The organism is Streptomyces sp. SAI-127 (genome assembly GCF_029894425.1).
Taxonomy (GTDB): domain Bacteria; phylum Actinomycetota; class Actinomycetes; order Streptomycetales; family Streptomycetaceae; genus Streptomyces.
This window is the reverse complement of record NZ_JARXYJ010000001.1, coordinates 5626808-5652444: the sequence shown is the minus strand read 5'-3', so window position 1 is coordinate 5652444 and position 25637 is coordinate 5626808. Positions and strand designations below refer to the sequence as shown.

Here is a 25637-nt window from a genome sequence, read left to right as displayed (position 1 = left end):
CCGGGGGTCGATCAGAAGTCCATGTCACCGCCCGGCATGCCGCCGCCGGCCGGGGCAGCGCCCGCCTTCTCCGGCTTGTCGGCGATGACGGCCTCGGTGGTGAGGAACAGCGCGGCGATGGAGGCGGCGTTCTGCAGGGCAGAGCGCGTGACCTTCGCCGGGTCGATGATGCCTTCGGCGATCATGTCGACGTACTCACCGGTCGCGGCGTTCAGGCCGTGGCCGACGGGCAGGTTGCGCACCTTCTCGACGATGACGCCACCCTCGAGACCACCGTTGACGGCGATCTGCTTGAGCGGGGCCTCCAGGGCCAGCTTCACGGCGTTGGCGCCGGTCAGCTCGTCACCCTCGAGGTCCAGCTTCTCGAAGACCGAGGAGGCCTGGATGAGGGCCACGCCACCACCGGCGACGATGCCCTCCTCGACGGCCGCCTTCGCGTTGCGAACGGCGTCCTCGATGCGGTGCTTGCGCTCCTTGAGCTCGACCTCGGTCGCGGCACCGGCCTTGATGACGGCGACGCCACCGGCGAGCTTCGCCAGGCGCTCCTGGAGCTTCTCGCGGTCGTAGTCCGAGTCGCTGTTCTCGATCTCGGCGCGGATCTGGTTCACCCGGCCGTTGACCTGGTCCGAGGAACCGGCACCGTCGACGATGGTGGTCTCGTCCTTGGTGATGACGACCTTGCGGGCGCGGCCCAGGAGGTCCAGGGTCGCGTTCTCCAGCTTGAGGCCGACCTCCTCGGAGATGACCTCGCCGCCCGTGAGGATGGCGATGTCGCCGAGCATGGCCTTGCGGCGGTCACCGAAGCCCGGGGCCTTGACGGCGACGGACTTGAAGGTGCCACGGATCTTGTTGACGACCAGGGTCGACAGGGCCTCGCCCTCGACGTCCTCGGCGATGATCAGCAGCGGCTTGCCCGACTGCATGACCTTCTCCAGGAGCGGGAGCAGGTCCTTGACGGAGCCGATCTTGGAGTTGGCGATGAGGATGTACGGGTCGTCGAGCGACGCCTCCATCCGCTCCATGTCGGTGGCGAAGTACGCCGAGATGTAGCCCTTGTCGAAGCGCATACCCTCGGTGAGCTCGAGCTCCAGACCGAAGGTCTGGGACTCCTCGACGGTGATGACGCCTTCCTTGCCGACCTTGTCCATCGCCTCGGCGATGAGCTCGCCGATCTGGGTGTCGGCGGCGGAGATGGAGGCCGTGGAGGCGATCTGCTCCTTGGTCTCGACATCCTTGGCCTGCTCGAGCAGGGCGGCGGAGACGGCCTCGACGGCCTTCTCGATACCGCGCTTGAGGGCCATGGGGTTGGCGCCGGCGGCTACGTTGCGCAGGCCTTCCTTGACCAGGGCCTGAGCGAGCACGGTCGCGGTGGTCGTACCGTCACCGGCGACGTCGTCCGTCTTCTTGGCGACTTCCTTGACCAGCTCGGCGCCGATCTTCTCGTACGGGTCCTCGAGCTCGATCTCCTTGGCGATGGAGACACCATCGTTGGTGATCGTGGGGGCGCCCCACTTCTTCTCGAGGACGACGTTGCGGCCCTTGGGGCCGAGCGTCACCTTGACGGCGTCCGCGAGCTGGTTCATGCCGCGCTCGAGGCCGCGCCGCGCCTCCTCGTCGAACGCGATGATCTTGGCCATGTGAAGTGGTCCCTCCAGGACTGGGGGTGATTCCTTCGGACCGCGCCCGCGCCCGCGACGGACGGCTCGCCGGCCTGTGGATCCTTGCCCCACAAGGCCTGCGGGCCTCACCGACCCGGTCCATCTTTGTCACTCTCACCTTCAGAGTGCTAACGCCAATGATTAGCACTCGGCATGGTCGAGTGCAAGCGCCTCTCGTGGATCGGGCAGGGCGCCGAGCAACAGCGACGCCCGGTTACCGGCCCGTACGGCCCGACCGACACCGCTGCGTCCGGGCACCACCGGGGCCGTACGGGCGCCGCACACGACGGCCCGGCCGCCCCGTCCGCGTGACCGGTGTTCGACCGGCGCGGTCGAGCACCCCGGACCGCCGTACAAGACGGCGAACGCGGGCCCGGCCTCCCGGTGCCCGTGAGCCCGGCCCGATCACGCCCCCCTCAAGACCCCGGGCATGCCGAAGGGCCCGTACCCCATGACTCCCTATGGGGGACGAGCCCTTCGAAGAAGAACAGAAGAACGACGCTGTTGTTACCCGGCGCGTGCTTCAGCCGGTCGCCAGGCGAACCATGTCCGCCTGCGGCCCCTTCTGACCTTGCGAGATCTCGAACTCGACCCGCTGGCCCTCTTCAAGGGTGCGGTAGCCGTCCATCTGAATCGCGCTGTAGTGGACGAATACATCCGCACCACCGTCGACCGCGATGAAGCCGTACCCCTTCTCCGCGTTGAACCACTTGACGGTGCCCTGAGCCATGCCTAACTCCCCTATTACTGGCCCTTGCACGGATCCACACTTCGTGGATCCGGGTCAGACCTCACCCCCCACATGGTTGGGGGCGTGCGCCGGAACGCGTCGACCGCGGCTGAATGTATCTGTCCAACTGCCGTCTGCAACAGGTCAATCGGACGAGAATTCTGGACGGAAGGGGTCCGGAATGTAGTGAGAATTCGCCTGAATTCGGGGCAAGTCGGGCCCCATAAAAGACACATAAGGCACTTAAGGCGCACACACTTTGGCTACTTCTCATCGCATGTGGAGCGAGAACTCATATGCACGCGGCAAGAAGAAAGCCGCTGCTTCCCCAACTGTACCGCGCTCAACCATAGAGAATTGCCCCCTCCGCTTCTCAAGCGGAGGGGGCAATCCGATGAACACTCGGTAATTACCGTTACCGAAGGTAATGACCAGTCATACGGTCACCCGCCGGCGACGGCCGGAATGATCGAGACGCCGGCCCCGTCGGGCGTCGCCGTCTCCAGCCCCTGCTCGAACCGCACATCGTCGTCGTTGACGTACACATTGACGAACCGCCGCAGCTTGCCCTGGTCGTCGAGAACGCGCGCGGCGATACCCGTGTGGTTCTTCTCCAGATCGGCGATGACATCGGCGAGGGTCGCACCCTCGGCCTGCACCTCGGCCTGCCCGCCGGTGTAGGTGCGCAGGATGGTGGGGATACGGACGGAAACGCTCATGTTTCAGGACCTCCGGTCGGGTGAGTGCTTTCAGGGGCGGCGACTACGCGAGGCCGGCCTCGCGGAACGAATCCAGGTTGGGACGGATCGTGGCGGTGAGACCCGTACCCGCCACCGCGTCCAGCGTCTTCAGACCATCACCGGTGTTCAGCACGACGGTCGTCAGCGACGGGTCCAGCAGACCGTTCTCGATCAGCTTCTTCGCCACGCCGACGGTCACGCCACCGGCCGTCTCCGCGAAGATCCCCTCGGTCCGCGCGAGCAGCTTGATGGCGTCGACGACCTGCTCGTCGTTCACGTCCTCCACCGCACCACCGGTACGACGCGCGATGTCCAGCACGTACGGACCGTCCGCCGGGTTCCCGATCGCGAGGGACTTGGCGATGGTGTTCGGCTTCTGGGGCCGGACCACGTCGTGGCCCGCCTTGTACGCGACCGACACCGGCGAGCATCCCTCGGCCTGCGCGCCGAAGATCTTGTACGGCTTGTCCTCGACGAGCCCGAGCTTGATCAGCTCCTGCAGACCCTTGTCGATCTTCGTGAGCTGCGAGCCGGAGGCGATCGGCACGACCAGCTGATCGGGGAGCTGCCAGCCCAGCTGCTCGCAGATCTCGTAGGCCAGGGTCTTGGAGCCCTCGGCGTAGTACGGCCGCAGGTTGACGTTGACGAAACCCCAGCCCTCGCCGGCCGGGTCGCCGATCAGCTCGGAGCAGAAGCGGTTCACGTCGTCGTAGTTGCCCTCGATGCCGACGAGTTCGCCGCCGTAGATCGCGGCCATGACGACCTTGCCCTGCTCCAGGTCGTGCGGGATGAACACGCAGGAGCGGAACCCGGCCCGGGCCGCGGCGGCACCCACGGCGCCGGCCAGGTTGCCGGTGGAGGAGCAGGAGAGGGTGGTGAAGTCGAAAGCGCGGGCGGCCTCGATGGCCTGGGCGACGACGCGGTCCTTGAAGGAGTGCGTCGGGTTGCCGGAGTCGTCCTTCACGAAGAGCTTGCCGGCGTCGACACCCAGCTCGCGGGCGAGGTTGTCGGCCTTGACGAGCTTGGTCCAGCCGGGGTTGATGTTGGGCTTGTCCGCCACGTCCGCGGGGACGGGCAGCAGCGGAGCGTAGCGCCAGATGTTCGCGGGGCCCGCCTCGATCTGCTTGCGGAGCTCCTCGGTGTCGTAGGCCGAGAAGTCGTACGCGATCTCGAGCGGGCCGAAACACTCCTCGCAGGCGAAGACCGGGCCGAGGGGCACGCGGTGGCCGCACTCGCGGCAGCTCAGCGCTGCGGCGGGGCCGAGGTCTACGGTGTTCGTGGTGCTTGCATCAGTCTGCACAGCCATGGAGGCGAGGCCCTTTCTCCTCATCTTCCTCACGACGCACTTCGCCGTGAGACGGATTTGGCACCTTCCCGAGCCGGGAGCCTCGCGGAAACGATCGTCAGCGATCGCTACGAGAACCGACTGGAGGGTTGCCGGGGCTTCATCGGGCCGTATCCCTCTGCCCCTCTGGATGAGCGGTATGAAGTTGTGAACGGCGGGCCACCCAGGACATGCGATGGTCATCCGCGTTGTTCAAGACTGTAACCGACGGCCAGGACAGTTGAGAGAGACGTCCGAACCGCGAGATGGATCAAAGGCAGAGGAGCCGCGCACTGTGCTGAACGAAGTCGAGCGCTGGCTGGCCACGCGTTCCTGGTCCGTGACCGATCGCCCGCTGCACAGGATCATGGCGGCGAAGCGGGGCACGGGCCGGACGGTCAGTGTTGTCCTGCCCGCACTCAACGAGGAGGAGACGGTCGGTGACATCGTCTCCGTGATCCGTCATGACCTCATGCAGCAGGTCCCGCTCGTCGACGAGATCGTCGTCGTCGACTCGGGATCGACCGACCGCACGTCCGAGGTCGCCGCCGCGGCCGGTGCGCGGGTCGTCCACCGCGACGACATCCTCCCGCGCATACCCGCCGTGCCCGGCAAGGGCGAGGTCCTGTGGCGCTCCCTGCTCGCCACGTCAGGGGACATCGTCTGTTTCATCGACGCCGACCTGAAGGAGTTCTCCTCGGACTTCGTCTCCGGCATCGTCGGCCCGCTGCTCACCGACCCCGAGGTCGACCTGGTCAAGGGCATGTACGACCGTCCCCTGGGCGGCGCCGCGGGGCAGGGCGGCCGGGTCACCGAGCTCATGGCACGTCCGCTGCTGAACATGCACTGGCCGCAGCTGGCCGGTTTCGTGCAGCCGCTGGGCGGCGAGTACGCGGCCCGGCGCTCGTTGCTGGAGCAGCTCCCGTTCCCCGTCGGCTACGGCGTCGAGCTGGGCATGCTGGTCGACGCCCTGCACCTGGTGGGCCTGGACGCGCTCGCCCAGGTCGACGTCGGTGTGCGCAAGCACCGTCACCAGGACGGGCAGGCCCTGGGCCGGATGTCCGCCGCGATCTACCGCACCGCCCAGCTGAGGCTGGCCCGCGGCCATATGATCCGGCCCTCCCTCACCCAGTTCGAGCGCGGCCGGGACGGCTTCGAGCCGCGTACGTACTCCGTGGACACGGAGGAGCGGCCGCCGATGGTGGAGATCGCCGAGTACGCGAAGCGTAAGGTCGCGTGACGGACCGGGTGACAGAACGGGGCGTTCCGTATACGTCCGCGCACTGTGTGCAACCGTACGTTTGAGCGTTTCCGGGCCGGGCTAGGTTGTGGCGTATGGCTTCCACGTCTTCCGTGCAGGGTGCTGCCCAGGTGCTGGTCGCGTCCAACCGCGGCCCGGTCTCGTACGAGGTCCAGGAGGACGGTTCGCTGAGCCCCAGGCGGGGTGGCGGCGGACTGGTCTCGGGACTGTCGGCGATCGGCCCGGAGGCGGGCGCGCTGTGGGTGTGCTCGGCGCTGTCCGACGGCGACCGCGAGGCGGTACGGCAGGGGGTCGGCGAGGACGGCGTCCGCATGCTCGCCATCCCGGCCGACGTGCACGCGGACGCGTACAACGGCATCGCGAACTCGGTCCTCTGGTTCGTCCACCATCTCCTCTACCAGACCCCGCTGGAGCCGGCCTTCGACGCCGAGTTCCGGCGGCAGTGGGGGTCGTACGAGACGTACAACCGCGCCTTCGCGGAGGCGCTCGCCGAGGAGGCGGGCGAGGGGGCGGCGGTCCTGGTGCAGGACTACCACCTGTGCCTGGTGCCGGGGATGCTCCGCGAACTGCGCCCCGACCTGCGCATCGCCCACTTCTCGCACACGCCGTGGGCGCCGGTGGACTACTTCCGGATGCTGCCGGACGACATCGCCGGCCAGGTCCTTCGGGGCATGCTGGGCGCCGACCGGCTCGGCTTCCTCACCCGCCGCTGGGCGGACGCCTTCACGGCCTGCTGTACGGAGTTCGCGGACGGGCTCGGGGAAACCCGGATCGGGGTGCACGGGCTGGGGACGGACGCGGACTTCCTGCGCGCCCGCTCCCACGAGGCCGATGTCGAGGAGCGCATCGTCGGCCTGCGCGAGGAGATCGGCGCGGGCCGCAAGACGATCGTCCGGGTCGACCGCACGGAACTGTCGAAGAACATCGTGCGCGGCCTGCTCGCCTACCGGCGGCTGCTGGAGTCGCGGCCCGAGTGGCGGGAGCGGGTCGTGCACGTGGCGTTCGCGTATCCGTCGCGGCAGGACCTGGCGGTGTACCGGGACTACACGGCCGAGGTGCAGCGGGTGGCGGACGAGATCAACTCCCAGTACGGGACGCCGGGTTGGACCCCGGTCGTGCTGCACGTCAAGGACGACTTCGCCCGCTCCCTGGCCGCGTACCGGCTGGCCGACGTGGCGCTGGTCAACCCCATCCGGGACGGCATGAACCTGGTCGCGAAGGAGGTGCCGCTGGTGTCCGACGAGGGGTGCGCGCTGGTCCTGTCGCGGGAGGCCGGGGCGTACGAGGAGCTGGGTGACGACGCGATCGTGGTGAACCCGTACGACGTGGAGCAGACGGCGGAGGCCCTGCACGAGGGCCTGACGATGCCGGCGCACGAACGGGCCGAACGAGCGAAGAGGCTCGCCGCGGCGGCGACGGCGCTGCCGCCGGCGCAGTGGTTCCTGGAGCAGTTGAACGCGCTGAAGGCGGTCGGAGGGTGACCGCGATGAACGGCTGAGCGCCGTGAGCGGGAGACGCCGGTGAGCGGGTGACCCCGGTGAGCGGCTGCGCCGGTCGGGCGGCTGGCCGACCGCGCCGACCCGGCCACCGGCCACCCCCACCCGCCGACTGCGGCCACTGACCGACCGGCCACTGAGCGATGCCCCGACTGCCCCGACTGTTGAACTTCACCCCGCGGAGAGGGACTTCATGAGCAGCCACACCGACCCCGGCGCCCTGCCGAGCCCGGCGACGCCAGCCGGGCGGGACGGCCTGCGCGCGATCCTCGCGGAGCCGCAGCGGGCGGTCATCGGGCTCGACTTCGACGGGACGCTGGCCCCGATCGTGGCGGACCCGGAAGGGGCGCGGGCACACCCCGAGGCGGTGGCCGTCCTCGCCGCCCTGGCACCGAAGGTGGCCTCCGTCGCGGTGATCACCGGCCGCCCGGCCGAGATCGCGGTCCGCTACGGCGGCTTCGCGGGCGTCCCCGGCCTGGAGCACCTGACGGTCCTCGGCCACTACGGCGCGGAACGCTGGGACGCGGTGACCGGCGAGGTCACGGCGCCCGAACCGCACCCGGGCGTGGCCACGGTCCGTGCCGAACTGCCGGAGCTCCTCGACGGAACGGGCGCCTGGATCGAGGAGAAGGGCGGCCGGGCGGTGGCGGTCCACACCCGCCGGGCCCCCGACCCCCAGGCCGCCTTCGACGCGTTGCGCGCCCCCCTCACCGACCTGGCCGGCCGGCACGGCCTGATCGTCGAACCGGGCCGTCTGGTCCTGGAGCTGCGCCCCCCGGGCATGGACAAGGGCGTGGCCCTCCTGACCCACGTCCGCGAACTGTCCGCCACGTCCGTCCTCTACGGCGGTGACGACCTGGGTGACCTGCCGGCCTTCTCCGCGGTCGACGACCTCCGCGCCACCGGCACCCCCGGCCTCCTGGTCTGCAGCGGCAGCGACGAGGTGACGGAACTGCGCAAACGGGCGGACCTGGTGGTGGACGGCCCGGGCGAAGTGGTGAGCCTGCTGCGCGCCCTGGCGGAACGGCTCACCTGACCCTCACCCGACTCTCAGCGTTCCTGCCGCCGCGCCTCCCGGACCCGGCGCAGGCGGTTCACCGTCACCGGGTCGAAGGCCAGGGCGCGCTCGTCGTCCAGCAGGGCGTTCAGCAGCTGGTAGTAGCGGACCGGTGCCAGCCCCAGCTCCTCCCGTATCGCCCGCTCCTTCGCGCCGGGCCCGGGGAAGCCGCGGCGCTCCAGGGCGAGGATGTCCCGCTCCCTGCGGTCCAGCTCCGGATGCTCCATGCCCGGAACCGTAACTCCCGCCACTGACAGCGACTACTCCGCCTTCTGCGCGGTCAGCTGCAGCTCGCGCAGCACCTCCGCAGGGCTCCCGCCCGAACTCACCGCCGACCCGATCCGCTTCTTCACGGCCGCGCTGACCGAGGCCCAGGACGTCTTGCCCACCGGAGGCAGCTCGGAGTCGGGCAGCGCGTCGAGGAAGGGCTTGAGGTCGGCGTCCCGGGAGGCCCGGCTCATGACCGAGGACGCGGAGTTGGTCACCGGCAGCAGGTCGTACTCCCGGGAGAACGCGAGCACGTTCTTCTCGCTGTAGACGAAGTCGAGGAAGTCGCCGACCTGTTCGGCGTGCCCGTTCTGCTTGAAGGCCATCATCCAGTCGGCGACACCCATGGAGTTCTCGGTCTTCCCGTCGGCCCCGGGCATGGGCACCATCCCGAACTTCACCCCCTTCGCGGCGGCGGTCTTCATCAGCGAGGGATGCCCGTTGAGCATGCCGACATCCCCGGCGGCGAACGCCGAGAACGCGGCGGCCCGGTTGAGGTTCTCGGGCGCGACCGGCCCGGTGAGTCCCTTGCCGACGAGGTCGTCCTTGAGCCAGGTCAGCGTCGCCAGGTTCTCGCCGGAGTCGATGCCGTACGTCCCGACGGAGTCGATGTACCCGCCGCCCCCGCTCAGCAGCCACTGCATGGTCTCGGCCTGCGCCTCCTCAGGACCGAGCGGCAGCGCGTACGGGTACTTCACCCCGTCCGCCTTGAGCGCCTCGGCGTCCGCGGCGAGCTGCTTCCAGGTCGTCGGCGGGGTGAGCCCGGCGTCGGCGAAGAGCGTCTTGTTGTAGAAGAGCAGCCGGGTGGACGCGGCGAACGGCATGCCGTACTGCATCCCGTTGATCCGCCCCGCCGAGGCCAGCTGCGCGACGAAGTCCGCCTGCTCCCGGATCCCGATCAGGTCGTCGGCCTTGTACAGCAGCCCCTTGTCCGCGTAGTCGGCGTACGCGCCGATCTGCGCCATGTCGGGTGCCTTCCCGGCGTCGACCAGCTCCTTGACCTTGCGGTCCACGTCGGTCCAGGAGTACACGCTGACGTCGATCTTCACGCCGGAGTGCTCGGCCTCGTACTCCTTGACGAGCTCGTCCCAGTACTTCCGGGAGCTGTTGGCCGAGCTGTCGCCGTAGTCGGCGGCGACCAGCCGCAGCGTCACCTCGTCCGGCCCGCTCCCCAGCCCGCAGCCGCCGAGGACCGCCGTCATGCCCAGCGCGGACACCGCCGCGATCGTTCCCGTCCTACGCCGCCGCACCGACAACCGCCCCACACTCACGTTCGAAAACTCTCGAAAAGTCATACATATCTCAGACGTAAGGTCTACACCACGTGAGTGGACTAGACCTCTTGCGGGTCGAAGGGCCACACTGTTCCCGTGAGACATGTCATCGCCCTCGACGTGGGCGGCACCGGGATGAAGGCGGCCTTGGTCGGCGCGGGCGGCGAGCTCCTGCACCAGGCCCGCCGGGCGACCGGCCGCGACCGCGGCCCCGACGCGGTCGTCGACGGCATCCTCGACTTCGCCGCCGAGCTGCGCGCGTACGGCACCGAGCACTTCGGCGCCCCCGCGCTCGCGGCCGGCGTCGCCGTGCCCGGCATCGTCGACGAGGAACTGGGCATCGCGGCCTACTCCGCCAACCTGGGCTGGCGGGACCTCCCGCTGCGCGCACTGCTCACCGACCGCCTCGGGGGCGTCCCGGTCGCCCTGGGCCACGACGTGCGCACCGGCGGCCTCGCGGAGGGCCGCATCGGCGCGGGCAAGGGCGCCGACCGCTTCCTCTTCGTCCCCCTGGGCACCGGCATCGCGGGGGCGATCGGCATCGCGGGGCGGGTGGAGTCGGGCGCCCACGGCTTCGCGGGCGAGATCGGCCACATCGTCGTACGCCCGGGCGGCACGCCCTGCCCGTGCGGCCAGCGGGGCTGTCTGGAGCGGTACGCCTCCGCGGCGGCGGTCAGCGAGGCCTGGGCCTCGGTCACCGGGAACCCGGACGCGGACGCGGCGGACTGCGCGAGGGCGGTGGAAGCCGACGACCCGAAGGCCCGGGAGGTCTGGCAGCACGCCGTGGACGCCCTGGCCGACGGCCTGCTCACCGCCCTCACCCTCCTGGACCCCCGCACCCTGATCATCGGTGGCGGCCTGGCCGAAGCGGGGCAAACCTTGTTCACACCCCTGCGGGAGGCGGTCCGACGCCGGGTCACCTTCCAGAAGCTCCCGACCATCGTCCCGGCGGCCCTGGGCGACACGGCGGGCTGCCTCGGTGCAGGCCTACTGGCCTGGGATCTCCTCAACAAGACGAACAGTTCGGAGGCAACTCGCTGATGGCAACCCCCCTAGGGGCGCGGGGAACTGCGCGACCAGCCACAACGCTCCGGCACCCCGCAACGGCCGGAACCCCCCTGGTGCTCTCCGGCGGACACGTGGTCCTGCCCACGGGAACGGTCAAGAACGGCCAGGTTGTCATCGAGGGCACCCGAATCACCCGCACTGCCCCGGAGAACGCCCAGGTCATCGACGTAACCAACCACTGGCTCGTGCCCGGCTTCGTCGACATCCACAACCACGGCGGCGGCGGAGCCTCGTTCACCTCAGGCACGATCGAAGACGTACTCACAGGTATCCGCACCCACCAGAACCACGGCACCACCACCCTCGTCGCCTCCACCGTCACCGGCGACATGGACTTCCTCGCCCGGCGAGCCGGCCTGCTGAGCGAACTCGCCGAGCAGGGCGACATCGCCGGCATCCACTTCGAGGGTCCGTTCATCTCCCCCTGCCGCAAGGGCGCGCACTCGGAGAACCTGCTGCGCGACCCCGACCCGGCGGAGGTCCGCAAGCTGATCGACGCGGCTCGCGGACAGGCGAGGATGGTCACGCTCGCCACCGAACTCCCCGGCGGCATCGACTCCGTACGGCTGCTCGCCGAACACGGCGTCATCGCGGCGATCGGGCACACGGACGCGACGTACGAGCAGACCGTCGAGGCCATCGACGCGGGCGCGACCGTGGCCACTCATCTCTTCAACGCGATGCCGCCGCTCGGCCATCGCGCCCCCGGCCCCATCGCCGCCCTCCTGGAGGACGAGCGGATCACGGTCGAGCTGATCAACGACGGCACGCATCTGCACCCGGCCGCGCTGCAACTCGCGTTCCACCGCGCGGCGGCACACCGTGTCGCGTTCATCACGGACGCCATGGACGCGGCCGGCTTCGGCGACGGCCGTTACCTGCTCGGCCCCCTGGAGGTCGAGGTCAGCGAGGGAGTCGCCCGGCTCGTGGAGGGCGGTTCGATCGCGGGATCGACGCTCACCCTGGACCGCGCCTTCAAGCGGGCGGTGACCGTCGACCGGCTGCCGGTCGAGGGCGTGGTCGCGGCGATCTCCGCCAACCCGGCCCGTCTGCTGGGCATGTCCGACCGCATCGGCTCACTGGAGCCCGGCAAGGACGCCGACCTGGTGCTCCTCGACCATCAATTCGACCTCAAGGGCGTCATGCGCCGGGGAGAATGGGTGGTCGATCCCCAACTGGGCTGATGTGTCCGGCTGTTGGGGCCGGTGGCATCCTGGGAGACTGGACGGGCACATTCTGTCTTCCGGGGGAGGTCGGCCCAGGTGATCCTCACGGTCACGCTGAACACCGCTCTCGACATCACCTATCGCGTACGGTCGCTGCGTCCGCACACCAGCCACCGGGTCACCGAGGTCACCGAACGCCCCGGCGGCAAGGGCCTGAACGTGGCCCGGGTGCTGGCCGCGCTCGGCCACGAAGTGACGGTCACCGGGTTCACGGGAGGCGCCACGGGCCGCATGGTCCAGGACCGGCTCACCGCCGTACCGGGCCTGGTGGACGCGCTCGTCCCGGTCACGGGCCCGACCCGGCGCACGATCGCCGTGGTGGACGAACAGTCCGGCGACACGACTCAGCTCAACGAACCGGGTCCGACGGTGACGCCGGCGGAGTGGTCGGCCTTCCAGGAGGCGTACGAGGATCTCGTCCCGTCGGTCTCGGCGGTGGCCCTGTGCGGGAGCCTGCCGCCGGGGGTGCCGGTGGGGGCGTACGCGGGCCTGATCCGCACGGCGAAGGCGGTCGGGGTGCCGGTCCTGCTGGACACCAGCGGTGAGGCCCTGCGCCGCGGGGTCGCCGCCCGCCCGGACGTCATCAAGCCGAACGCCGACGAACTGTCCGAACTGACCGGCTCCCACGAACCACTGCGCGCGACCCAGGACGCCCGACGCCGGGGCGCACTCACGGTGGTCGCGTCCCTGGGCACGCGGGGCCTGCTGGCGGCAACCCCGGAAGGCCGCTGGCGCGCCACGCCCCCGACCCACGTCCACGGCAACCCGACGGGCGCCGGCGACTCGGCGGTGGCAGGCCTCCTGTCGGGCCTGGTGGAGCAACTCCCCTGGCCGGCCCGCCTGACCCGCGCGGTCGCGTTGTCCGCGGCGACGGTACTGGCTCCTACGGCGGGCGACTTCGACCGCGCGACCTACGAGAAACTCCTGGCGGAAGTGTCGGTGACGGCGGCGTGAACTACCGGTCGACGTTCTCCGTCACGGTGAACTGGTCGAGCAGCGCGTTGCACTTGTTGCCCTGCTGGCACGAGAGCTGAATCGTGTTGGTGCCCTTGGTCAGGGAGACCTGGGCCCAGGTCTCCTGCCATTCGTTCGCGGGAAGCCCACCGAAGTTCTTCATGTTCAGCGGCCGGGAAGCGGACTTCCCGTTGACCGTCATCGTCCCGTCGGCATCCTCGGCGGGGAGGCTGTAGCGGACGTAGACCCGGTAGGTGCCGGCCTTCGGGATGCCGTTGACAGTCCAGGTGACCGAGGCGCCGACCTGGTTGAACCCCTGGACGTAGACTCCGCCGTCGGCCTTCGCGCCCTTCACGTCGGACGCGAGAGTCGTGCCGCCCTCGAGGCGCATCGTCTTCGTGTCGGCCTTGGGAAGCTCGGCCGCCTCTGACGCCGACGCGGACGCGCTCGGCTTCGAGCTCTGTGACGTGCTCGGGGTCGTCGCCGCCTGGTTGCCGCTGTCGTCCTTCTGGTCGTCGCCGCCCGCCATCGCGATACCGATGCCTATGACCACCGCGGCGACCACCGCGATCGCGCCGATCAGCAGGCCCTTGGTGTTGGGGCCACCGCTCCGGCCGCCGCCGCCACCGCTGTAGCCGGGCATGGGCTGCTGGGTGGTGGGGGCCGAGCCGGGGAAGGTCTCCGGGGCGGCGTAGTGGGCGCTGGGCTGGTTGTAGCCCTGGCCCTGCTGCTGCGGGACCTGGCCGTACGGGCCGTTCGGCGCGGCCGGCGCCTGCTGCTGGCCGTACTGCCGCTGGCCGACCGAGCGCGTCCGGTTGACGGAGTTCGGGTAGCCGTAGCCGTAGCCGCCGCCGGACGGCGGCTGGGCGCCGTTGGCCTGGCCGTCGGCGTAGAGGTAGCCGAACGGGTCGTCGTCCTCGGGCGCACTCGCCCCGTTGTTGCCGGACGTCATCCCAGGTACTCCTCAAACAGGTGGGCATCGGATGCGATACGGATGGTCAGAATGGCGAGCCTACCCGCTCCTGATGGCCCAAACGGGTGACTCGGATCGCATCAGCTCGCTGACCTGGGGATCATCCCGCGCGTCTGTGTTGTTTGGGACGAGATCGTTTCTCGACGTACATCCGTTCGTCGGCGGACTTCAACACTTCGTCCGCCGTCATGCCGCAGTGCGCCCAGCCGATGCCGAAGCTGGCACCGACCCGGACGGCCCGTCCCTCGGCACGGATCGGCTGGATGATCTCGCTGCGCAGACGGACGGCGAGGTCGGCGGCGTCGGCCTTGCCGAGCCCGTCGGCGAGGATGACGAACTCGTCGCCGCCGAGCCGGGCCACGGTGTCGCCGTCGCGCACGCACTGGGACAGCCGCCGGGCGACCTCGATGAGGACCGCGTCACCCGCGTTGTGCCCGAACCGGTCGTTGATCGACTTGAAGCCGTCGAGGTCGCAGAAGAGCACCGCGAGCCCCTTGGTGCCGTCGTCGCGCTCCCCCTCGGGGGCGACGGTGTGCACATGGTGGTCGAAGGTGTCGAACGCCTCCGCGCCGGCCGGCCGGAAGTCGAAACCGTGGCCGTTCGTGTCGAAGGCGGGGTGGCCGAAGGCCGCGTCGATCGACTCCAGCGCGCCCGTGTGGGTGGAGCGCTGCTGACAGAGCCGGGAGGACAGCCGCGAGCGCAGCTCGGCGGAGTTCGGCAGACCGGTCAGGGAGTCGTGGGAGGCGCGGTGGGCGAGCTGGAGCTCGCGGCGCTTGCGCTCCTCGATGTCCTCGACGTGGGTGAGCAGGAAGCGCGGCCCGTCGGCGGCGTCGGCGACCACCGAGTTGCGCAGCGACACCCAGAGGTACGTGCCGTCCCGGCGCCCGAGGCGAAGCTCCGCGCGCCCGCCTTCCGCGGAGGTCCGCAGCAGGGTGCCTATGTCCTCGGGGTGGACCAGGTCGGAGAAGGAGTAGCGGCGCATCGCGGACGCGGGGCGGCCGAGGAGGCGGCACAGGGCGTCGTTGGTGCGCAGGATCCGGCCGTGCTGGTCGCCGCCCATCTCGGCGATGGCCATGCCGGAGGGGGCGTACTCGAACGCCTGCCGAAAGCTCTCTTCACTGGCCCTGAGGGCCTGCTGCTCCCTTTCGAGCCTGACCAGTGCGCGCTGCATGTTCGACCGCAGACGCGCGTTGCTGATCGCGATGGCGGCCTGGAACGCGTACATCTGGAGCGCTTCGCGTCCCCATGCCCCGGGCCTGCGGCCGTTGCGCGGCCGGTCCACGGAGAGCACGCCGATCAGCTCGCCGCACTGGCCGCCCTGCACGCCCGGCGTGTACATCGGCGCGAACAGCCGGTCCGAGGGGTGCCACTCGTCCTCGAAGCGGGGCGCGGGGCCGTCGGTGTACCACTGCGGGACGTCGTCGTCGTCGAGGATCCAGCCCTCGGTGTGCGGGATGAAGACCAGGTCGCCCCAGGTCTCCCCCATGCTCAACCGGCGCTCCCAGGACTCACGGGAGCCCACCCGGCCGGTGATCAGCGACTCGGCGGCCTGGTTCCCGGAGAAGGCGGCGACCACGAGGTCGCCGTCGGGACGCACGAGATTGACGCACGCCAGTTCGTAACCGAGCGCGGTGACCACGCCGTTCGCGACGGTCTGCAGTGTGTCGGCCAGGCTGCGGGCCGTGTTCATGTCGGCCATGACCTGGTGCAGCTGTCGCAGGGACGCAAGACGGACGTACGGCTCCGACTCGCTCTCCATTGCTCGCCCTCCCCCCGAGACCTCGCAGCGAATCAAGGGTTCTCTTCGGCGTATCTTCAGTGCGGCTTCGTTGGTGCGGCTTCGTCGGTACTTCCCCGCCACTGAATCACAGCGCGCTGCCCACTCGGTACACAGGGTCAACAAATACCGCCTCTTGTGACTCAAGTCACAGCGAAAGATGAACAATTGAGTGGGGTTTCTGCGCTTTCCCTGTGCGTTTACTGAACGCAAACTTTGGGCGTTTGTGGACGCCGTGCCCATCTCCGCCGGTAGACCTAGGTCCGGCCTCCGACGAAGGCCCGATGCCGAGCGCACGGACCGGACATTAGCGTTTCCGGCGTGCCGAACACTCCCCCCGCCACCGCCCCGATGATCCCTTCCCCCGCTTCCGGGCATGCTGTGGGGGTGAGCAACGACGAGTTCCGCGCCGCCATGTCCCGGCTGGCCGCGGGCGTGGTCCTGGTGACCGCCTTCGAGCCCCCGCTCGACGCCGAGGGGCCGGGGGGCGAGGACGTCGGCATGACGGCCACGGCGTTCCTGTCGGTCTCCCTGGATCCGCCTCTCGTGCTGGTCAGCCTGCGTACGGGCTCCCGCATGGACGACCTGCTCGACGAGCAACCCCACTGGGCGGTCTCCGTCCTCTCCGAGAGCCAGCGCCACATCGCCGGCCGCTTCGCCATGAAGGGCCGCATCAGCGACCGCCTCCTGTTCGAGGACATCCCCTACGTCCGCGGCGAGGTCACCGGCGCCGCACTGGTGGGCGGCGCCCTCGCCACCCTGGAGTGCCGCACCGAACAGCGTGTGGAGGCCGGCGACCACACCCTGGTGATCGGCCGCGTCCTGACGGCCGACGTGCCGAGCGCGGACGGCGGGCCGCTGACCTATTTCCGGGGCAGGTACCGCCAGCTGGGATGAATTCCGTGGCCGCGCGCCGATACTCCGGCATAAGGTCCCCGGATGACATTCGCACCCCGCCTCGAAGAGGTCACACCCGGGAATTTCGAAACGGCGACCGGCATACGCGTCCGCCCCGAGCAGGAATTCGCGGTCTCCCCGGTCATGCAGTCCCTCGCCGAGGCCTACGTGCATCCCGCGGGCGTCGCCTGGCCCCGTCTGATCGTCGACGGTGACCGCACGGTCGGCTTCCTGATGGCCTTCCTCGACATCGACTGGCGCGCCGACGGCGGCAGCGTCGTCCGCTCCGGCCTGTGGCGGCTGAACATCGCGGCCGACGCCCAGGGCCAGGGCTACGGCCGTTTCGCCGTCGAGTCCGTCGCCGCGGAGCTGCGCCGCCGGGGCACGAAGGAGTTGTACGTCACCTGGCACGAGGGCGCCGACGGCCCGGCGGAGTTCTATCTGCGGCTCGGTTTCCGCCGGACCGGGGAGCTGAGCGACGGCGAGACCGTCGGGGTGCTGAGCCTCGACTAGACGAAGGTGATCTCCGACCGGGCCGCCCGGACCGGGTCCGTGGTGATGTCGATCACAGCGATCCGGTCGTGTACGAACGTGAACGCGAGCGTCCGCTCCACGCGGCCGTCCCGCAGGAGCGCGATGCCGGTGCGGCCCTCGACGAGAACGGGCACCGCGACGCCGACGATGTGCCGCGAGTAGCTCGTCGCCCCCTTGGCCACGGCCAGGGCCCCCGTCGTCACCCCGACCTCCGTGCGCACCACGACATCCGGGTCCAGGACCTCCAGCAGCCCCTCGAAGTCACCGCCGCGCGCGGCGGCGAGGAAGGCGTCGACGAGTTCACGCCGGCGCGCCTGATCGGTGTCGGTGGCCTGGGCCCCCCGCACCCGACGCCGGGCCCGGCTGGCGAGCTGGCGGGTGGCCGCAGGGGACTTGCCGATGACGCCGGCGATCTCGTCGTAGGGGACGGCGAAGAGGTCGTGGAGGACGAAGGCGAGCCGTTCGGCGGGGGTGAGGGTGTCGAGGACGACGAAGAGGGCGCTGCCGACCGAGTCGGCGAGGAGGACGTCCTGTTCGGGATCGGGGACGGTGGCCGGCACCGGCGCCTCGGGCTCCAGGGGCTGTTCGGCACGGGACCTGCGGGAGCGGAGCATGTCGAGGCAGACCCGGCCCACGACGGTCGTCAGCCAGCCACCGAGGTTGTCGACGTGCGTGGTGTCCGACCGGCTCATCCGCACCCACGTCTCCTGCACCGCGTCCTCGGCCTCGGCTCCCGACCCGAGCATCCGCCGCGCCACCGCCCGCAGCTGCCCCCGGTGCGCCTCGAAACGTTCGGCCAGGAAGTCGTCGTCGCCCATGGGTCACCGCTCTCGTCGTCGTCCGCCGTCGTTGAGTTGACGGACGGGACGGAGCAGATGTGACACGCGCAGGTCGGTTGATGATGTGTGGGAAGGCCGGGGTCACCCCCAGTCCCGCCCCTGCCGCCCCCGCTTGGTGTCCGAGCGCTGCTTCTTCTCCCTCAACCGCCGCTCATTGATCCCGCGCGGGATGCGCGTCGGCCGCCGCGGCTTGGGCGGCGGCGCCGTGGCCTCGGCGAGCAGCGCCGCGAGGCGTACGGCGGCGGTCTCGCGGTTGCGCCACTGCGAGCGGTGCTCGGAGGAGCGGACGGTGACGACGCCGTCGACGAGCCGCCCGGCCAGCCTGTCCAGCGCCCGCTGCTTCCACACGTCGGGCAGGGACTCGGTGCGGGCCACGTCGAAGCGCAGTTCCACCTGGGAGTCACTGGTGTTGACGTGCTGGCCACCGGGGCCGGAGGAGCGCGAGAAACGCCACATGAGCTCGGCCTCGGGGAGCGAGACGGAGCCGCGGATGACGTGGGGACCGGACATGGGCTCCATGTTCCCGGCTCTGTCCGGTCCACGTCACCCGAATATCGCCGGGCGGCCGCCCTCAGTTTGGTAAAGAAAGTAAAGACACGGGGAACCTTCGACGCACCTCGCGGCGTTCATACGGGTAGCTGTAACTTCAAGCCCGTACTTGCCGTACATAAACGAGGGAAGGACTCCCAAACCATGGCTGTAAGCCTGTCCAAGGGTGGCAACGTCTCGCTCACCAAGGAGGCTCCGGGCCTGACCGCCGTCACCGTGGGCCTCGGCTGGGACGTCCGCACCACCACCGGCACGGACTTCGACCTCGACGCCTCCGCGATCGCGGTCAACCCGCAGGGCAAGGTCTACTCCGACGGTCACTTCGTCTTCTTCAACAACAAGCAGACCCCGGACCAGACCATCGTCCACACCGGTGACAACCGCACCGGCGAGGGCGCCGGCGACGACGAGGCGATCAACGTCAACCTGGCCGGCCTCCCGGCCGACGTCGACAAGATCGTCTTCCCGGTCTCGATCTACGACGCGGAGAACCGCTCGCAGAACTTCGGCCAGGTCCGCAACGCCTACATCCGCATCGTCAACCAGGCCGGCGGCGCCGAGATCGCCCGCTACGACCTCTCCGAGGACGCGGCCACGGAGACGGCGATGGTCTTCGGCGAGCTGTACCGCAACGGCGCGGAGTGGAAGTTCCGCGCGGTGGGCCAGGGCTACGCGTCCGGCCTGGTGGGCATCGCGCAGGACTTCGGCGTGAACGTCTGACACGCGCTGCGCTGAGCTGGAGCCCCTGGTCTTGTCGGCCGGGGGCTCCGGTGTTTGTCTTTACGCCTGTGACACGAACGCGGTCCAGCTGGCCGGGGTGAAGGCCAGGCGGGGGCCGGTGGAGGTGTTCTTGGAGTCGCGGACGTGGACCGTGCGGGGTGCTACCGCGATCTCGACGCAGGAGTTGCCGTCCGTGCCGCTGCTGTAGCTGCTCTTGAACCACACCAACTCGGAGGCGTCCCCGGTGGGGCCAGGCTGCTGGCAGTCGAGCAACTCCGCGAGTGGGGAATGCCGTTGCACCCGGCGGAGCACATCGTGGCGGAGCTGGCGGCGAATGCGGTCACGCACGGCCGGGTACCGGGGCGCGACTTCCGCCTGACGCTCTACGTCGTCGGCGACACTCTGCGCATCGAGGTCACGGACACCCGGGGTGACTGTCTGCCACGCACCGAACCCCCCACGTCGGACGCCGAGTCGGGCCGGGGTCTCATGCTCGTGGACGCGCTCGCCGACCGTTGGGGCGTGGCGCCGGGACCCCGCCCGCGCAAGACGGTGTGGGCGGAAATCGACCTCTCACCGCATCCCGAAAACCCGTACTCCGGTGGCGCGGGCGGCCTTTCCCAAAGAACTCCGGGCTGAAAGAAACCTCACCAAGCCCCACCCCTCCTCCCGCCGCGAAGTCGCAACTCACTCGGCCGAGTGAACATCGCCAACTCAGCTGGATTTCGGCCCGGTTGCTTGCTCTACAGTCGGCGCAACACAACCGCAGACATGCAACGGCCCTCGCCGGGACGGCAATCCCGATGCGAGGGCCTGACCACCAAGGAAGAACAGCTTCCCGATGGACACGCAAAACCCTAGCGCGCCCCCACGCGCCCAGTCCCGCACCACGGGCAAAAACCACCCCCGCGTGGGTGGTCTCCTCCACGACAACGCCCGCCACACCGAACGCTTCACGGTGATCGGCAACCACCTCGCCCAGCACCCCGACCTCTCGCTCGTCGCCAGAGGGCTGGCCCTCTACCTCCAGTCCCTCCCCGCAGGCGCTCCCGTGGACATCAAGACCCTCGCGGTCCGCTTCCCCGAGGGCAGGGACCGTATCGCCGCGGCCCTGCGGGACCTGGAGACCCATGGCTACCTCCGCCGCACCCGCGAACGCGTCCCCGACGGCCGTATTGTCACCCGCACGGTCTCCTGCAACCGGCCAGGTCATCGCGGCCGGGCCGGCGAAGACCAGGCCCCCGGGCCTCCGAAGCCACGGCAACCGCGCCGCAAGAGGCTCCTCCCGGCCGTACCGCAACCGGGCTATCCCGCCCCCGCCCTCCTGCAGCAGGCCACCGACGTCCTGTCGGGCCTCCGCCGCCACGACCCCCGCCTGCTCCTGTCGGCCACGGACACGGAACACCTGGCCCCCGGGGTCGCCGCCTGGCTGGAACGGGACCTCACCCCCACCGCCGTACGAGACGCCCTGACCGCCCACCTCCCCACAGAGCCCCTGCACCGCCCGGCAGCCCTCCTGGCCCACCGCCTCACCGCTCAGCTGCCACTTCCGCCCCCATGCCGGCCTCCGGCCCCACCCCCGGACGTACGGCACCCGTTCCGGAACTGCGACGGCTGCGACCGCGCCTTCCGCGCACCCGCACCCGGCCGCTGCCGCGACTGCCGAGGCGATCTTCCGGAGGCCGCCTAGCATGGACGTGACGATCCTGGCCCCTGGGCACAGACGAGGAGCGAGCGCCATGACCATCGCACCGGATGACGCGCAACGCGGCGGCTCCCACATCTACCGGGCCATGCGAGATCTCGTTCAGTCCATGGACGACACCATCCCGGGCAAGTTCGAGATCACCCTGGAAGGGATCGTCCACGACATGATGTCGCCCATTGGGCCGCACGAACTCACGGTGCTGCGCCTCAGGAAACGTCTGGAAAAGGTGATGCCAGAAGAAATCGTGGCGCACACAGGCGAGCCGGATGTGGAAGGCCAGTCCGAAGGCATCATGCGACGTCCCGACGTGATGGTGATCGCCGAGGCCGACATGGAGACCCAAGGAACCTTCGATCCTCATACGATTCGCGCCGCCATCGAAGTCGTCTCCCGCTCCAACCCCGACAACGACTGGGTGGGCAAGATCCGCGACTACCCCCTGATCGGCATCCCCATCTACGCGATCTTCGACCCCCGAACCGGCACCGGAGCCGTCCTCACCGACATCCACCCCACCCCCGACGGCCCCCGTTACGCCACCCGCAAGGACTTCGTCTACGGCGAGGACGTCACCATCGGCGACTGGACGATCTCCACGGACGACCTGCCCCGCTACAAGGACCAGACCTCACAGCCTCAGCCGTAAGCCTCAACTACTCTGCCCGCCATGCTCCTCACCCCCCTCCCCCTCACCCCCGACCACGACATCCCGGCGCCCCTCCTGACCGAACTCACCGCCCTGTACGCGGCCAACCGTGACTTCATGGCCCTCAGCGGTGACTTCCCGGACCCGGACGACATCCGGCCGGAGCAGGTGGCGGCGGCGCTGGCCGAGGAGCTCGCGCATCCGGACGCGGAGGTGCTGCTGGCGCGCAGTGCGGGCCGACTGGTCGGGGTGGCCATCACGCTCGCCCGACACCCGGACCCGGCCGACCCGGACCCGTGGATCGGGCTGCTGATGGTGGACGCGGATGTACACCGGCAGGGCTACGGCCGTCGGCTCGCCGCCCTCGTCGAGGACCGCTTCCGCACCGAGGGCAGCACCGCCGTACGCCTCGCCGTCCTCGACGGCAACGACCGCGCCCTCGCCTTCTGGACCGCCCTCGGCTACGAGGTCATCGACCACCGCACCGACCTGCAACACGCGCGCCCCTGCTCGGTGTTGCGCAAGCCGTTGTCGGAGGGCCGACAGGACCACAGCCGCGGCAACTAGGCGTCTTCCGGCTTGCCGTCCCCGTACAGCCACTCCTCCCAGATCGGTCCGAAGTCCTCGTCGGGGGCGAGGTCCTCGACGTACGACGTGAAGTCGTCGGTGTCCGCGTTGCCGAGGCGGTGGGTGGTGGGCCAGTCGCGCAGGAGGGCGCGGAAGGCCGTGTCGCCGAGCCGCTGGCGGATCTTGTGGAGGACCATCGCGCCGCGCTGGTAGACGGGGCTGTCGGAGAGGTGCGCGGCGCTCGACGGTTTCCCGGGCGGGAAGGACCAGAGGTCGTCGTAGACGTCGTCGCCGTGCGTGTACAGCTCGTCGAAGGTCTTCTGTGCGCTGTCGCCGCCGTGGTCCTCGGCCCACAGCCACTCGGCGTAGGTCGCGAAGCCCTCGTTGAGCCACATGTCCCGCCAGGTCCTCGGGGTGACCGAGTCGCCGTACCACTGGTGGGCGAGTTCGTGGACGAGGGTCTCGGTGTCGGGGGCGCCGGGGAAGAAGGGGCGGTTCTGGGTCTCCAGGGCGTAGCCGGCGTCGCCCTCGCGGTCCACGATCGCGCCGCTGGAGGAGAAGGGGTACGGGCCGAAGGTGTCCTCGGACCAGGCGATGACGGCCGGGATCTGCGCCAGCACCTTCCGGCTCGCGTCGGCCTCCGCCGGGTCGACGGCGGTGTAGACGGGCAGGCCGTCGGGGGTGGTGGTGCGGTGGATGTCGTAGTCGCCGATCGCGAGGGTGGCGAGGTAGCTCGCCATGGGTTCGGCGGTGTGCCAGGTGGTGGTCGTACGGCCGCCGCTGGTCCTGCTGGCCGTCAACTCGCCGTTGGAGACGGCCTGGAGGCCCTCGGGCACGGTGATCGTGAGGTCGTAGGACGCCTTGTCGGAGGGGTGGTGGTTGCCGGGGAACCAGGCCATCGAGCCGGTCGGTTCGCCGAGGGCCACCGCGCCGTCCTCGGTGGGCAGCCAGCCCTCCTCGGAGCCGTCCGGGTCGGTGATCGTCTTCGGGGTGCCGGAGTAGGCGACGGTCACGCGGAAGGCGCTGCCCTCGTCGAGGTCGTCGTGCGGGCGCACGGTCAGCTCCTGGCCGGTGCGGTTCCAGCGGGCCTTGTCGCCGCCGACGGTGACCTTCTTGACGTCCAGCCCTTCGAGGTCGAGGTCGAAGGCGGAGAGGTCCTGGGTGGCGCGGGCGGTGAGGGTCGCGGTGCCGGAGAGCCTGTCGGTGTCCGGGTCGTAGGCGAGGGCGAGGTCGTAGTGGGTGACGTCGTACCCGCCGTTGCCGGCCTTCGGGAAGTACGGGTCGCGCAGGCCGGAGCCGCCGGGGGTGCCGTGCACTCCGCCGCCGCACGCGGTGAGGGCGCTCGCGAGGAGCAGGGCGGTGGAGAGCAGGGCGGTGGGGACGAGCAGCGCGGATCGGGACACGCGGTGATCCTATGAGAGACCGCGTGACACCATCTCGTACGTGCTCGACATCGGCTACGCCCTCTCCAACCGCTTCCCGGACCCGCCGCAGACCGACTACCGCCGCGCGGACGTCCACGCGCTGCGGCACGACCTGTTCTGCGGAGACGTCTATCTCGCGGACACCAAGGAGGACCGGGAACTGTCCACAGCCTGGGGATGGGTGCCGGTGCTCGACTTCGCGTGGGCGCTGTGCGACATCGCGGAACGCCTCGACCGCGACCCTGCGGGCTCCCGCGCCTCCCGTCCCCAGCACGCGGAACTCGACTTCACCGAGTCCACCGACCGCATGCTCTTCGAGCGCCGCTTCGGCTGGGTGGACATCGAGGCCGACTGGATGCCGGTGGAGGAGCCCCCGCTCACCTTCTCCCACGCGGACCTGCGCCGCGAGGCCCGCGACTTCCTGCACGACCTCATCGCCGACCTGATCGACCTCCACGACGACCTGGGCGAGAACCCGGCGATCTGGACGCTCCAGGCACGATTCCCGAGGGTGAATTGAATCCTCCCCTCCATGAAGTGAAGGGGATTCCTGGCTCAGGCAGCCACCTGGGACGGCGCCCCATGTGGTCTTATGCCCTCCACACCAGCCGGGTTGAGACCAGCCCGGACGAGCATCACATGTGCGGAGTTCTTGTCCCTGGGAGACACGGTTCCGCATGCGGTGCAGTTGTAGGTGCGCTCTCCCAGCGGCAATGCGTGCTTGGCTCTCGCTCCGCACTGTGCGCAGTCCATCGTGGTGTGCGCGGGGTGGACCAGGTGCACGATCCTGCCGTGCTTGCGGCCCATCTCGATCAGGGCTTGTTTGGTGGCGCCGATGGCGGCGTCGGCGGCCTTCTTGGCCATGGTGGTCTTGGCGAGGAACTTCGGTCTGAAGTCCTCAACGGCCAGGGCATCGTGGCCGCGGACGACGGACTTGGCCCACTTGCGGGCCGTGTCCTGGCGTTGCCGGGCGACCTTCTTGTGCGCCTTGGCCCGGAGTTTCTTGGCAGTGCGGTAGCCCTTCGACCCGCTCTTCCCTTTCTTCGGTCTGCGGCGAGCCATCATGCGGTCGTACCGGGTCAGCTTCTCCTCGGCCTTCAGCCCGTGCTGGGCGTGCGGGAGGTCATGGGTGTCGCTGGTGGTGGTCGCGGTCTCCTTCACACCCCAGTCGATGCCGATCACACGGCCGGTGGCCGGGAGCGGCTGAACCTGGGCGGGGACGACGAAGCTGGCATACCAGTGTCCAAGGCTGTCCCGATAGACGCGCACCGATGACGGGTCGGCCGGAAGGTCTCGCGACCACACCACCGTCACCACGATGCCGCCCGCCAGGCACAGGAGACCGTCCTTCAAGCGGAAGCCGCTCCGGGTGTAGTTCAGCGTCGGCGGCGCCTCGCGCTTCTTCTTCCACTTCGGCATCCCCGCCCGGCGATGCACGGGCAGCCGTTGCCTGATGTCATTCTGCGCCTTGGCCTTGGACGTGCCGAAGTCGCGGATCGACTGCTGCTGCGGAACGCTGGAGCCCTCGCGCAGCCACCCGTTCGTCTTCCGGGCTTCGGTCAGCATTTTGTCCAGCTGAGCTGGACCGCAGGTCTGCTGGTCCACACCTTCAGGCCGGTTCTTGTTCCCAAGGTGCGTCTGCTTCGACTTCGCGCAGCACTCGTTCCAGATCCACCGGCACCGGTCCCACTCCGCCATCAGCGCGGTGCGGGCAGTGGACGACACACGCAGTCGGAAGGTGTACCGGACGCGCCCCGCACCGTCGGCGCCTGCTGCTTTCGCCACGCCCTCACCCCCGCCCTACGTTCCGACCACCCCAGCCCCGCCGGACGACCATACGTACGAGATCCGCACACCCCACCGCCCTCCCGCCACGATCACCCCTATCGGCGAACACAGGCACACCTGTTCACAGGGAGAGGGCGGGTGCGGCCCACGTCGGCCACTG

27 protein-coding genes and 1 riboswitch are annotated in these 25637 nt (G+C 69.8%); of the genes, 14 read left to right on the top strand and 13 right to left on the bottom strand.

From position 1 onward, the window contains the following. Positions 1-11: 11 nt before the first annotated feature. The 4 genes from groL to thrC form a co-directional block, all read right to left on the bottom strand. Positions 12-1637 (bottom strand): chaperonin GroEL, encoded by a 1626-nt coding sequence (gene groL, locus M2157_RS25945; protein ID WP_057608613.1) that lies wholly within the window; start codon positions 1635-1637, stop codon positions 12-14. 544 nt (positions 1638-2181) lie between these two features. Continuing rightward, positions 2182-2388, bottom strand: a complete 207-nt coding sequence (locus tag M2157_RS25940; RefSeq protein WP_007382895.1) for a cold-shock protein — start codon at positions 2386-2388, stop codon at positions 2182-2184. Positions 2389-2831: 443 nt separating this feature from the next. Next, complete coding sequence (locus M2157_RS25935; RefSeq protein ID WP_057608614.1) at positions 2832-3107, bottom strand: ubiquitin-like small modifier protein 1; 276 nt, start codon at positions 3105-3107, stop codon at positions 2832-2834. Between the two features lie 43 nt (positions 3108-3150). Further along, positions 3151-4434: a threonine synthase gene (gene thrC, locus M2157_RS25930; RefSeq protein WP_280858459.1), complete on the bottom strand. Its 1284-nt coding sequence runs from the start codon at positions 4432-4434 to the stop codon at positions 3151-3153. Between the two features lie 17 nt (positions 4435-4451). Then, positions 4452-4610, bottom strand: a riboswitch (SAM riboswitch). Positions 4611-4747: 137 nt separating this feature from the next. On the opposite strand from thrC, the gene M2157_RS25925 reads away from it, so the two are divergent. The 3 genes from M2157_RS25925 (at position 4748) to otsB (ending at position 8245) form a co-directional block, all read left to right on the top strand. Continuing rightward, a complete protein-coding gene (locus M2157_RS25925) occupies positions 4748-5692 on the top strand; it encodes a glucosyl-3-phosphoglycerate synthase (protein ID WP_266517541.1) in 945 nt (314 codons plus the stop codon). Positions 5693-5787: 95 nt separating this feature from the next. Next, entirely contained in the window at positions 5788-7194 is a 1407-nt protein-coding gene (locus M2157_RS25920) for a trehalose-6-phosphate synthase (protein WP_280858460.1), read from the top strand. A gap of 208 nt (positions 7195-7402) precedes the next feature. Beyond that, positions 7403-8245 (top strand): trehalose-phosphatase, encoded by an 843-nt coding sequence (gene otsB / locus M2157_RS25915; RefSeq protein ID WP_280866337.1) that lies wholly within the window; start codon positions 7403-7405, stop codon positions 8243-8245. Positions 8246-8259: 14 nt separating this feature from the next. Here the strand turns inward: otsB and M2157_RS25910 are convergent, their stop codons facing one another. Next, positions 8260-8493 carry a DUF3263 domain-containing protein gene (locus tag M2157_RS25910; protein ID WP_057608619.1) on the bottom strand — a complete coding sequence of 78 codons (234 nt, stop codon included), beginning with the start codon at positions 8491-8493 and terminating at the stop codon, positions 8260-8262. 33 nt (positions 8494-8526) lie between these two features. Next, entirely contained in the window at positions 8527-9735 is a 1209-nt protein-coding gene (locus M2157_RS25905; RefSeq protein WP_280868270.1) for an extracellular solute-binding protein, read from the bottom strand. A 168-nt stretch (positions 9736-9903) separates the two neighbouring features. Here M2157_RS25905 and M2157_RS25900 point away from each other — a divergent pair, with 168 nt between their 5' ends. From M2157_RS25900 to M2157_RS25890, 3 genes are all read left to right on the top strand, one after another. Further along, positions 9904-10848: an ROK family protein gene (locus tag M2157_RS25900; RefSeq protein ID WP_280866336.1), complete on the top strand. Its 945-nt coding sequence runs from the start codon at positions 9904-9906 to the stop codon at positions 10846-10848. An 80-nt stretch (positions 10849-10928) separates the two neighbouring features. After that, positions 10929-12059: an N-acetylglucosamine-6-phosphate deacetylase gene (gene nagA / locus M2157_RS25895; protein ID WP_280866335.1), complete on the top strand. Its 1131-nt coding sequence runs from the start codon at positions 10929-10931 to the stop codon at positions 12057-12059. A 78-nt stretch (positions 12060-12137) separates the two neighbouring features. Beyond that, entirely contained in the window at positions 12138-13055 is a 918-nt protein-coding gene (locus M2157_RS25890) for a 1-phosphofructokinase family hexose kinase (protein WP_280858464.1), read from the top strand. Between the two features lies 1 nt (position 13056). Here M2157_RS25890 and M2157_RS25885 read toward each other — a convergent pair whose 3' ends face one another. Continuing rightward, complete coding sequence (locus M2157_RS25885) at positions 13057-14007, bottom strand: CBM35 domain-containing protein (protein ID WP_280866334.1); 951 nt, start codon at positions 14005-14007, stop codon at positions 13057-13059. Between the two features lie 121 nt (positions 14008-14128). Continuing rightward, entirely contained in the window at positions 14129-15787 is a 1659-nt protein-coding gene (gene cdgB, locus M2157_RS25880) for a diguanylate cyclase CdgB (protein WP_280866333.1), read from the bottom strand. A gap of 339 nt (positions 15788-16126) precedes the next feature. Between cdgB and M2157_RS25875 the strand changes: the two genes are divergently transcribed. Beyond that, positions 16127-16702 (top strand): flavin reductase family protein, encoded by a 576-nt coding sequence (locus M2157_RS25875; protein ID WP_280858467.1) that lies wholly within the window; start codon positions 16127-16129, stop codon positions 16700-16702. Between the two features lie 42 nt (positions 16703-16744). Further along, a complete protein-coding gene (locus M2157_RS25870) occupies positions 16745-17215 on the top strand; it encodes a GNAT family N-acetyltransferase (protein ID WP_280858468.1) in 471 nt (156 codons plus the stop codon). Here the strand turns inward: M2157_RS25870 and M2157_RS25865 are convergent. Together M2157_RS25865 and arfB are read right to left on the bottom strand one after the other, a co-directional pair. Next, the gene (locus M2157_RS25865) at positions 17212-18054 is read right to left on the bottom strand and encodes a sigma-70 family RNA polymerase sigma factor (protein ID WP_280866332.1); all 843 of its coding nucleotides are present in this window, start codon (positions 18052-18054) and stop codon (positions 17212-17214) included. The genes M2157_RS25870 and M2157_RS25865 overlap by 4 nt on opposite strands. 102 nt (positions 18055-18156) lie before the next feature. Continuing rightward, complete coding sequence (arfB, locus tag M2157_RS25860) at positions 18157-18594, bottom strand: alternative ribosome rescue aminoacyl-tRNA hydrolase ArfB (protein ID WP_280858470.1); 438 nt, start codon at positions 18592-18594, stop codon at positions 18157-18159. Positions 18595-18768: 174 nt separating this feature from the next. On the opposite strand from arfB, the gene M2157_RS25855 reads away from it, so the two are divergent. Next, positions 18769-19344, top strand: coding sequence for a TerD family protein (locus tag M2157_RS25855; protein ID WP_005486352.1), 576 nt, complete (start codon positions 18769-18771; stop codon positions 19342-19344). 60 nt (positions 19345-19404) lie between these two features. On the opposite strand, the gene M2157_RS25850 is transcribed toward M2157_RS25855, so the two are convergent. Next, complete coding sequence (locus M2157_RS25850) at positions 19405-19644, bottom strand: DUF397 domain-containing protein (protein ID WP_348541804.1); 240 nt, start codon at positions 19642-19644, stop codon at positions 19405-19407. Here M2157_RS25850 and M2157_RS25845 point away from each other — a divergent pair. From M2157_RS25845 to M2157_RS25830, 4 genes are all read left to right on the top strand, one after another. Further along, positions 19600-19983 (top strand): ATP-binding protein, encoded by a 384-nt coding sequence (locus M2157_RS25845; protein WP_280868269.1) that lies wholly within the window; start codon positions 19600-19602, stop codon positions 19981-19983. The two genes, M2157_RS25850 and M2157_RS25845, sit on opposite strands and share 45 nt — an antisense overlap. A 202-nt stretch (positions 19984-20185) precedes the next feature. Further along, entirely contained in the window at positions 20186-21034 is an 849-nt protein-coding gene (locus M2157_RS25840; RefSeq protein ID WP_280866330.1) for a helix-turn-helix domain-containing protein, read from the top strand. Between the two features lie 49 nt (positions 21035-21083). After that, entirely contained in the window at positions 21084-21698 is a 615-nt protein-coding gene (locus M2157_RS25835) for a Uma2 family endonuclease (protein WP_280866329.1), read from the top strand. Between the two features lie 21 nt (positions 21699-21719). After that, on the top strand, positions 21720-22265 hold the full coding sequence (locus M2157_RS25830; RefSeq protein ID WP_280866328.1) for a GNAT family N-acetyltransferase: 546 nt from the start codon (positions 21720-21722) through the stop codon (positions 22263-22265). On the opposite strand, the gene M2157_RS25825 is transcribed toward M2157_RS25830, so the two are convergent. Further along, on the bottom strand, positions 22262-23668 hold the full coding sequence (locus M2157_RS25825) for a M1 family metallopeptidase (protein WP_280866327.1): 1407 nt from the start codon (positions 23666-23668) through the stop codon (positions 22262-22264). The genes M2157_RS25830 and M2157_RS25825 overlap by 4 nt on opposite strands. A 40-nt stretch (positions 23669-23708) precedes the next feature. On the opposite strand from M2157_RS25825, the gene M2157_RS25820 reads away from it, so the two are divergent. Then, positions 23709-24209, top strand: coding sequence for a hypothetical protein (locus M2157_RS25820; protein WP_280858479.1), 501 nt, complete (start codon positions 23709-23711; stop codon positions 24207-24209). A gap of 35 nt (positions 24210-24244) precedes the next feature. On the opposite strand, the gene M2157_RS25815 is transcribed toward M2157_RS25820, so the two are convergent. Beyond that, positions 24245-25474, bottom strand: coding sequence for a transposase (locus M2157_RS25815; protein WP_280866326.1), 1230 nt, complete (start codon positions 25472-25474; stop codon positions 24245-24247). Between the last annotated feature and the right edge of the window lie 163 nt (positions 25475-25637).

What these genes read in the sequence shown, in the direction of transcription:
- M2157_RS25935 (WP_057608614.1), bottom strand. Translation starts at nt 3,107, where the DNA reads ATGAGCGTTTCCGTCCGTATCCCCACCATCCTGCGCACCTACACCGGC.
- M2157_RS25830 (WP_280866328.1), top strand. Translation starts at nt 21,720, where the DNA reads ATGCTCCTCACCCCCCTCCCCCTCACCCCCGACCACGACATCCCGGCG.
- cdgB (WP_280866333.1), bottom strand. Translation starts at nt 15,787, where the DNA reads ATGGAGAGCGAGTCGGAGCCGTACGTCCGTCTTGCGTCCCTGCGACAG.
- M2157_RS25920 (WP_280858460.1), top strand. Translation starts at nt 5,788, where the DNA reads ATGGCTTCCACGTCTTCCGTGCAGGGTGCTGCCCAGGTGCTGGTCGCG.
- arfB (WP_280858470.1), bottom strand. Translation starts at nt 18,594, where the DNA reads ATGGAGCCCATGTCCGGTCCCCACGTCATCCGCGGCTCCGTCTCGCTC.
- M2157_RS25835 (WP_280866329.1), top strand. Translation starts at nt 21,084, where the DNA reads ATGACCATCGCACCGGATGACGCGCAACGCGGCGGCTCCCACATCTAC.
- M2157_RS25910 (WP_057608619.1), bottom strand. Translation starts at nt 8,493, where the DNA reads ATGGAGCATCCGGAGCTGGACCGCAGGGAGCGGGACATCCTCGCCCTG.
- M2157_RS25940 (WP_007382895.1), bottom strand. Translation starts at nt 2,388, where the DNA reads ATGGCTCAGGGCACCGTCAAGTGGTTCAACGCGGAGAAGGGGTACGGC.
- M2157_RS25885 (WP_280866334.1), bottom strand. Translation starts at nt 14,007, where the DNA reads ATGACGTCCGGCAACAACGGGGCGAGTGCGCCCGAGGACGACGACCCG.
- M2157_RS25855 (WP_005486352.1), top strand. Translation starts at nt 18,769, where the DNA reads ATGGCTGTAAGCCTGTCCAAGGGTGGCAACGTCTCGCTCACCAAGGAG.
- M2157_RS25865 (WP_280866332.1), bottom strand. Translation starts at nt 18,054, where the DNA reads ATGGGCGACGACGACTTCCTGGCCGAACGTTTCGAGGCGCACCGGGGG.
- otsB (WP_280866337.1), top strand. Translation starts at nt 7,403, where the DNA reads ATGAGCAGCCACACCGACCCCGGCGCCCTGCCGAGCCCGGCGACGCCA.
- M2157_RS25905 (WP_280868270.1), bottom strand. Translation starts at nt 9,735, where the DNA reads ATGACGGCGGTCCTCGGCGGCTGCGGGCTGGGGAGCGGGCCGGACGAG.
- thrC (WP_280858459.1), bottom strand. Translation starts at nt 4,434, where the DNA reads ATGGCTGTGCAGACTGATGCAAGCACCACGAACACCGTAGACCTCGGC.
- groL (WP_057608613.1), bottom strand. Translation starts at nt 1,637, where the DNA reads ATGGCCAAGATCATCGCGTTCGACGAGGAGGCGCGGCGCGGCCTCGAG.
- M2157_RS25840 (WP_280866330.1), top strand. Translation starts at nt 20,186, where the DNA reads ATGGACACGCAAAACCCTAGCGCGCCCCCACGCGCCCAGTCCCGCACC.
- M2157_RS25870 (WP_280858468.1), top strand. Translation starts at nt 16,745, where the DNA reads ATGACATTCGCACCCCGCCTCGAAGAGGTCACACCCGGGAATTTCGAA.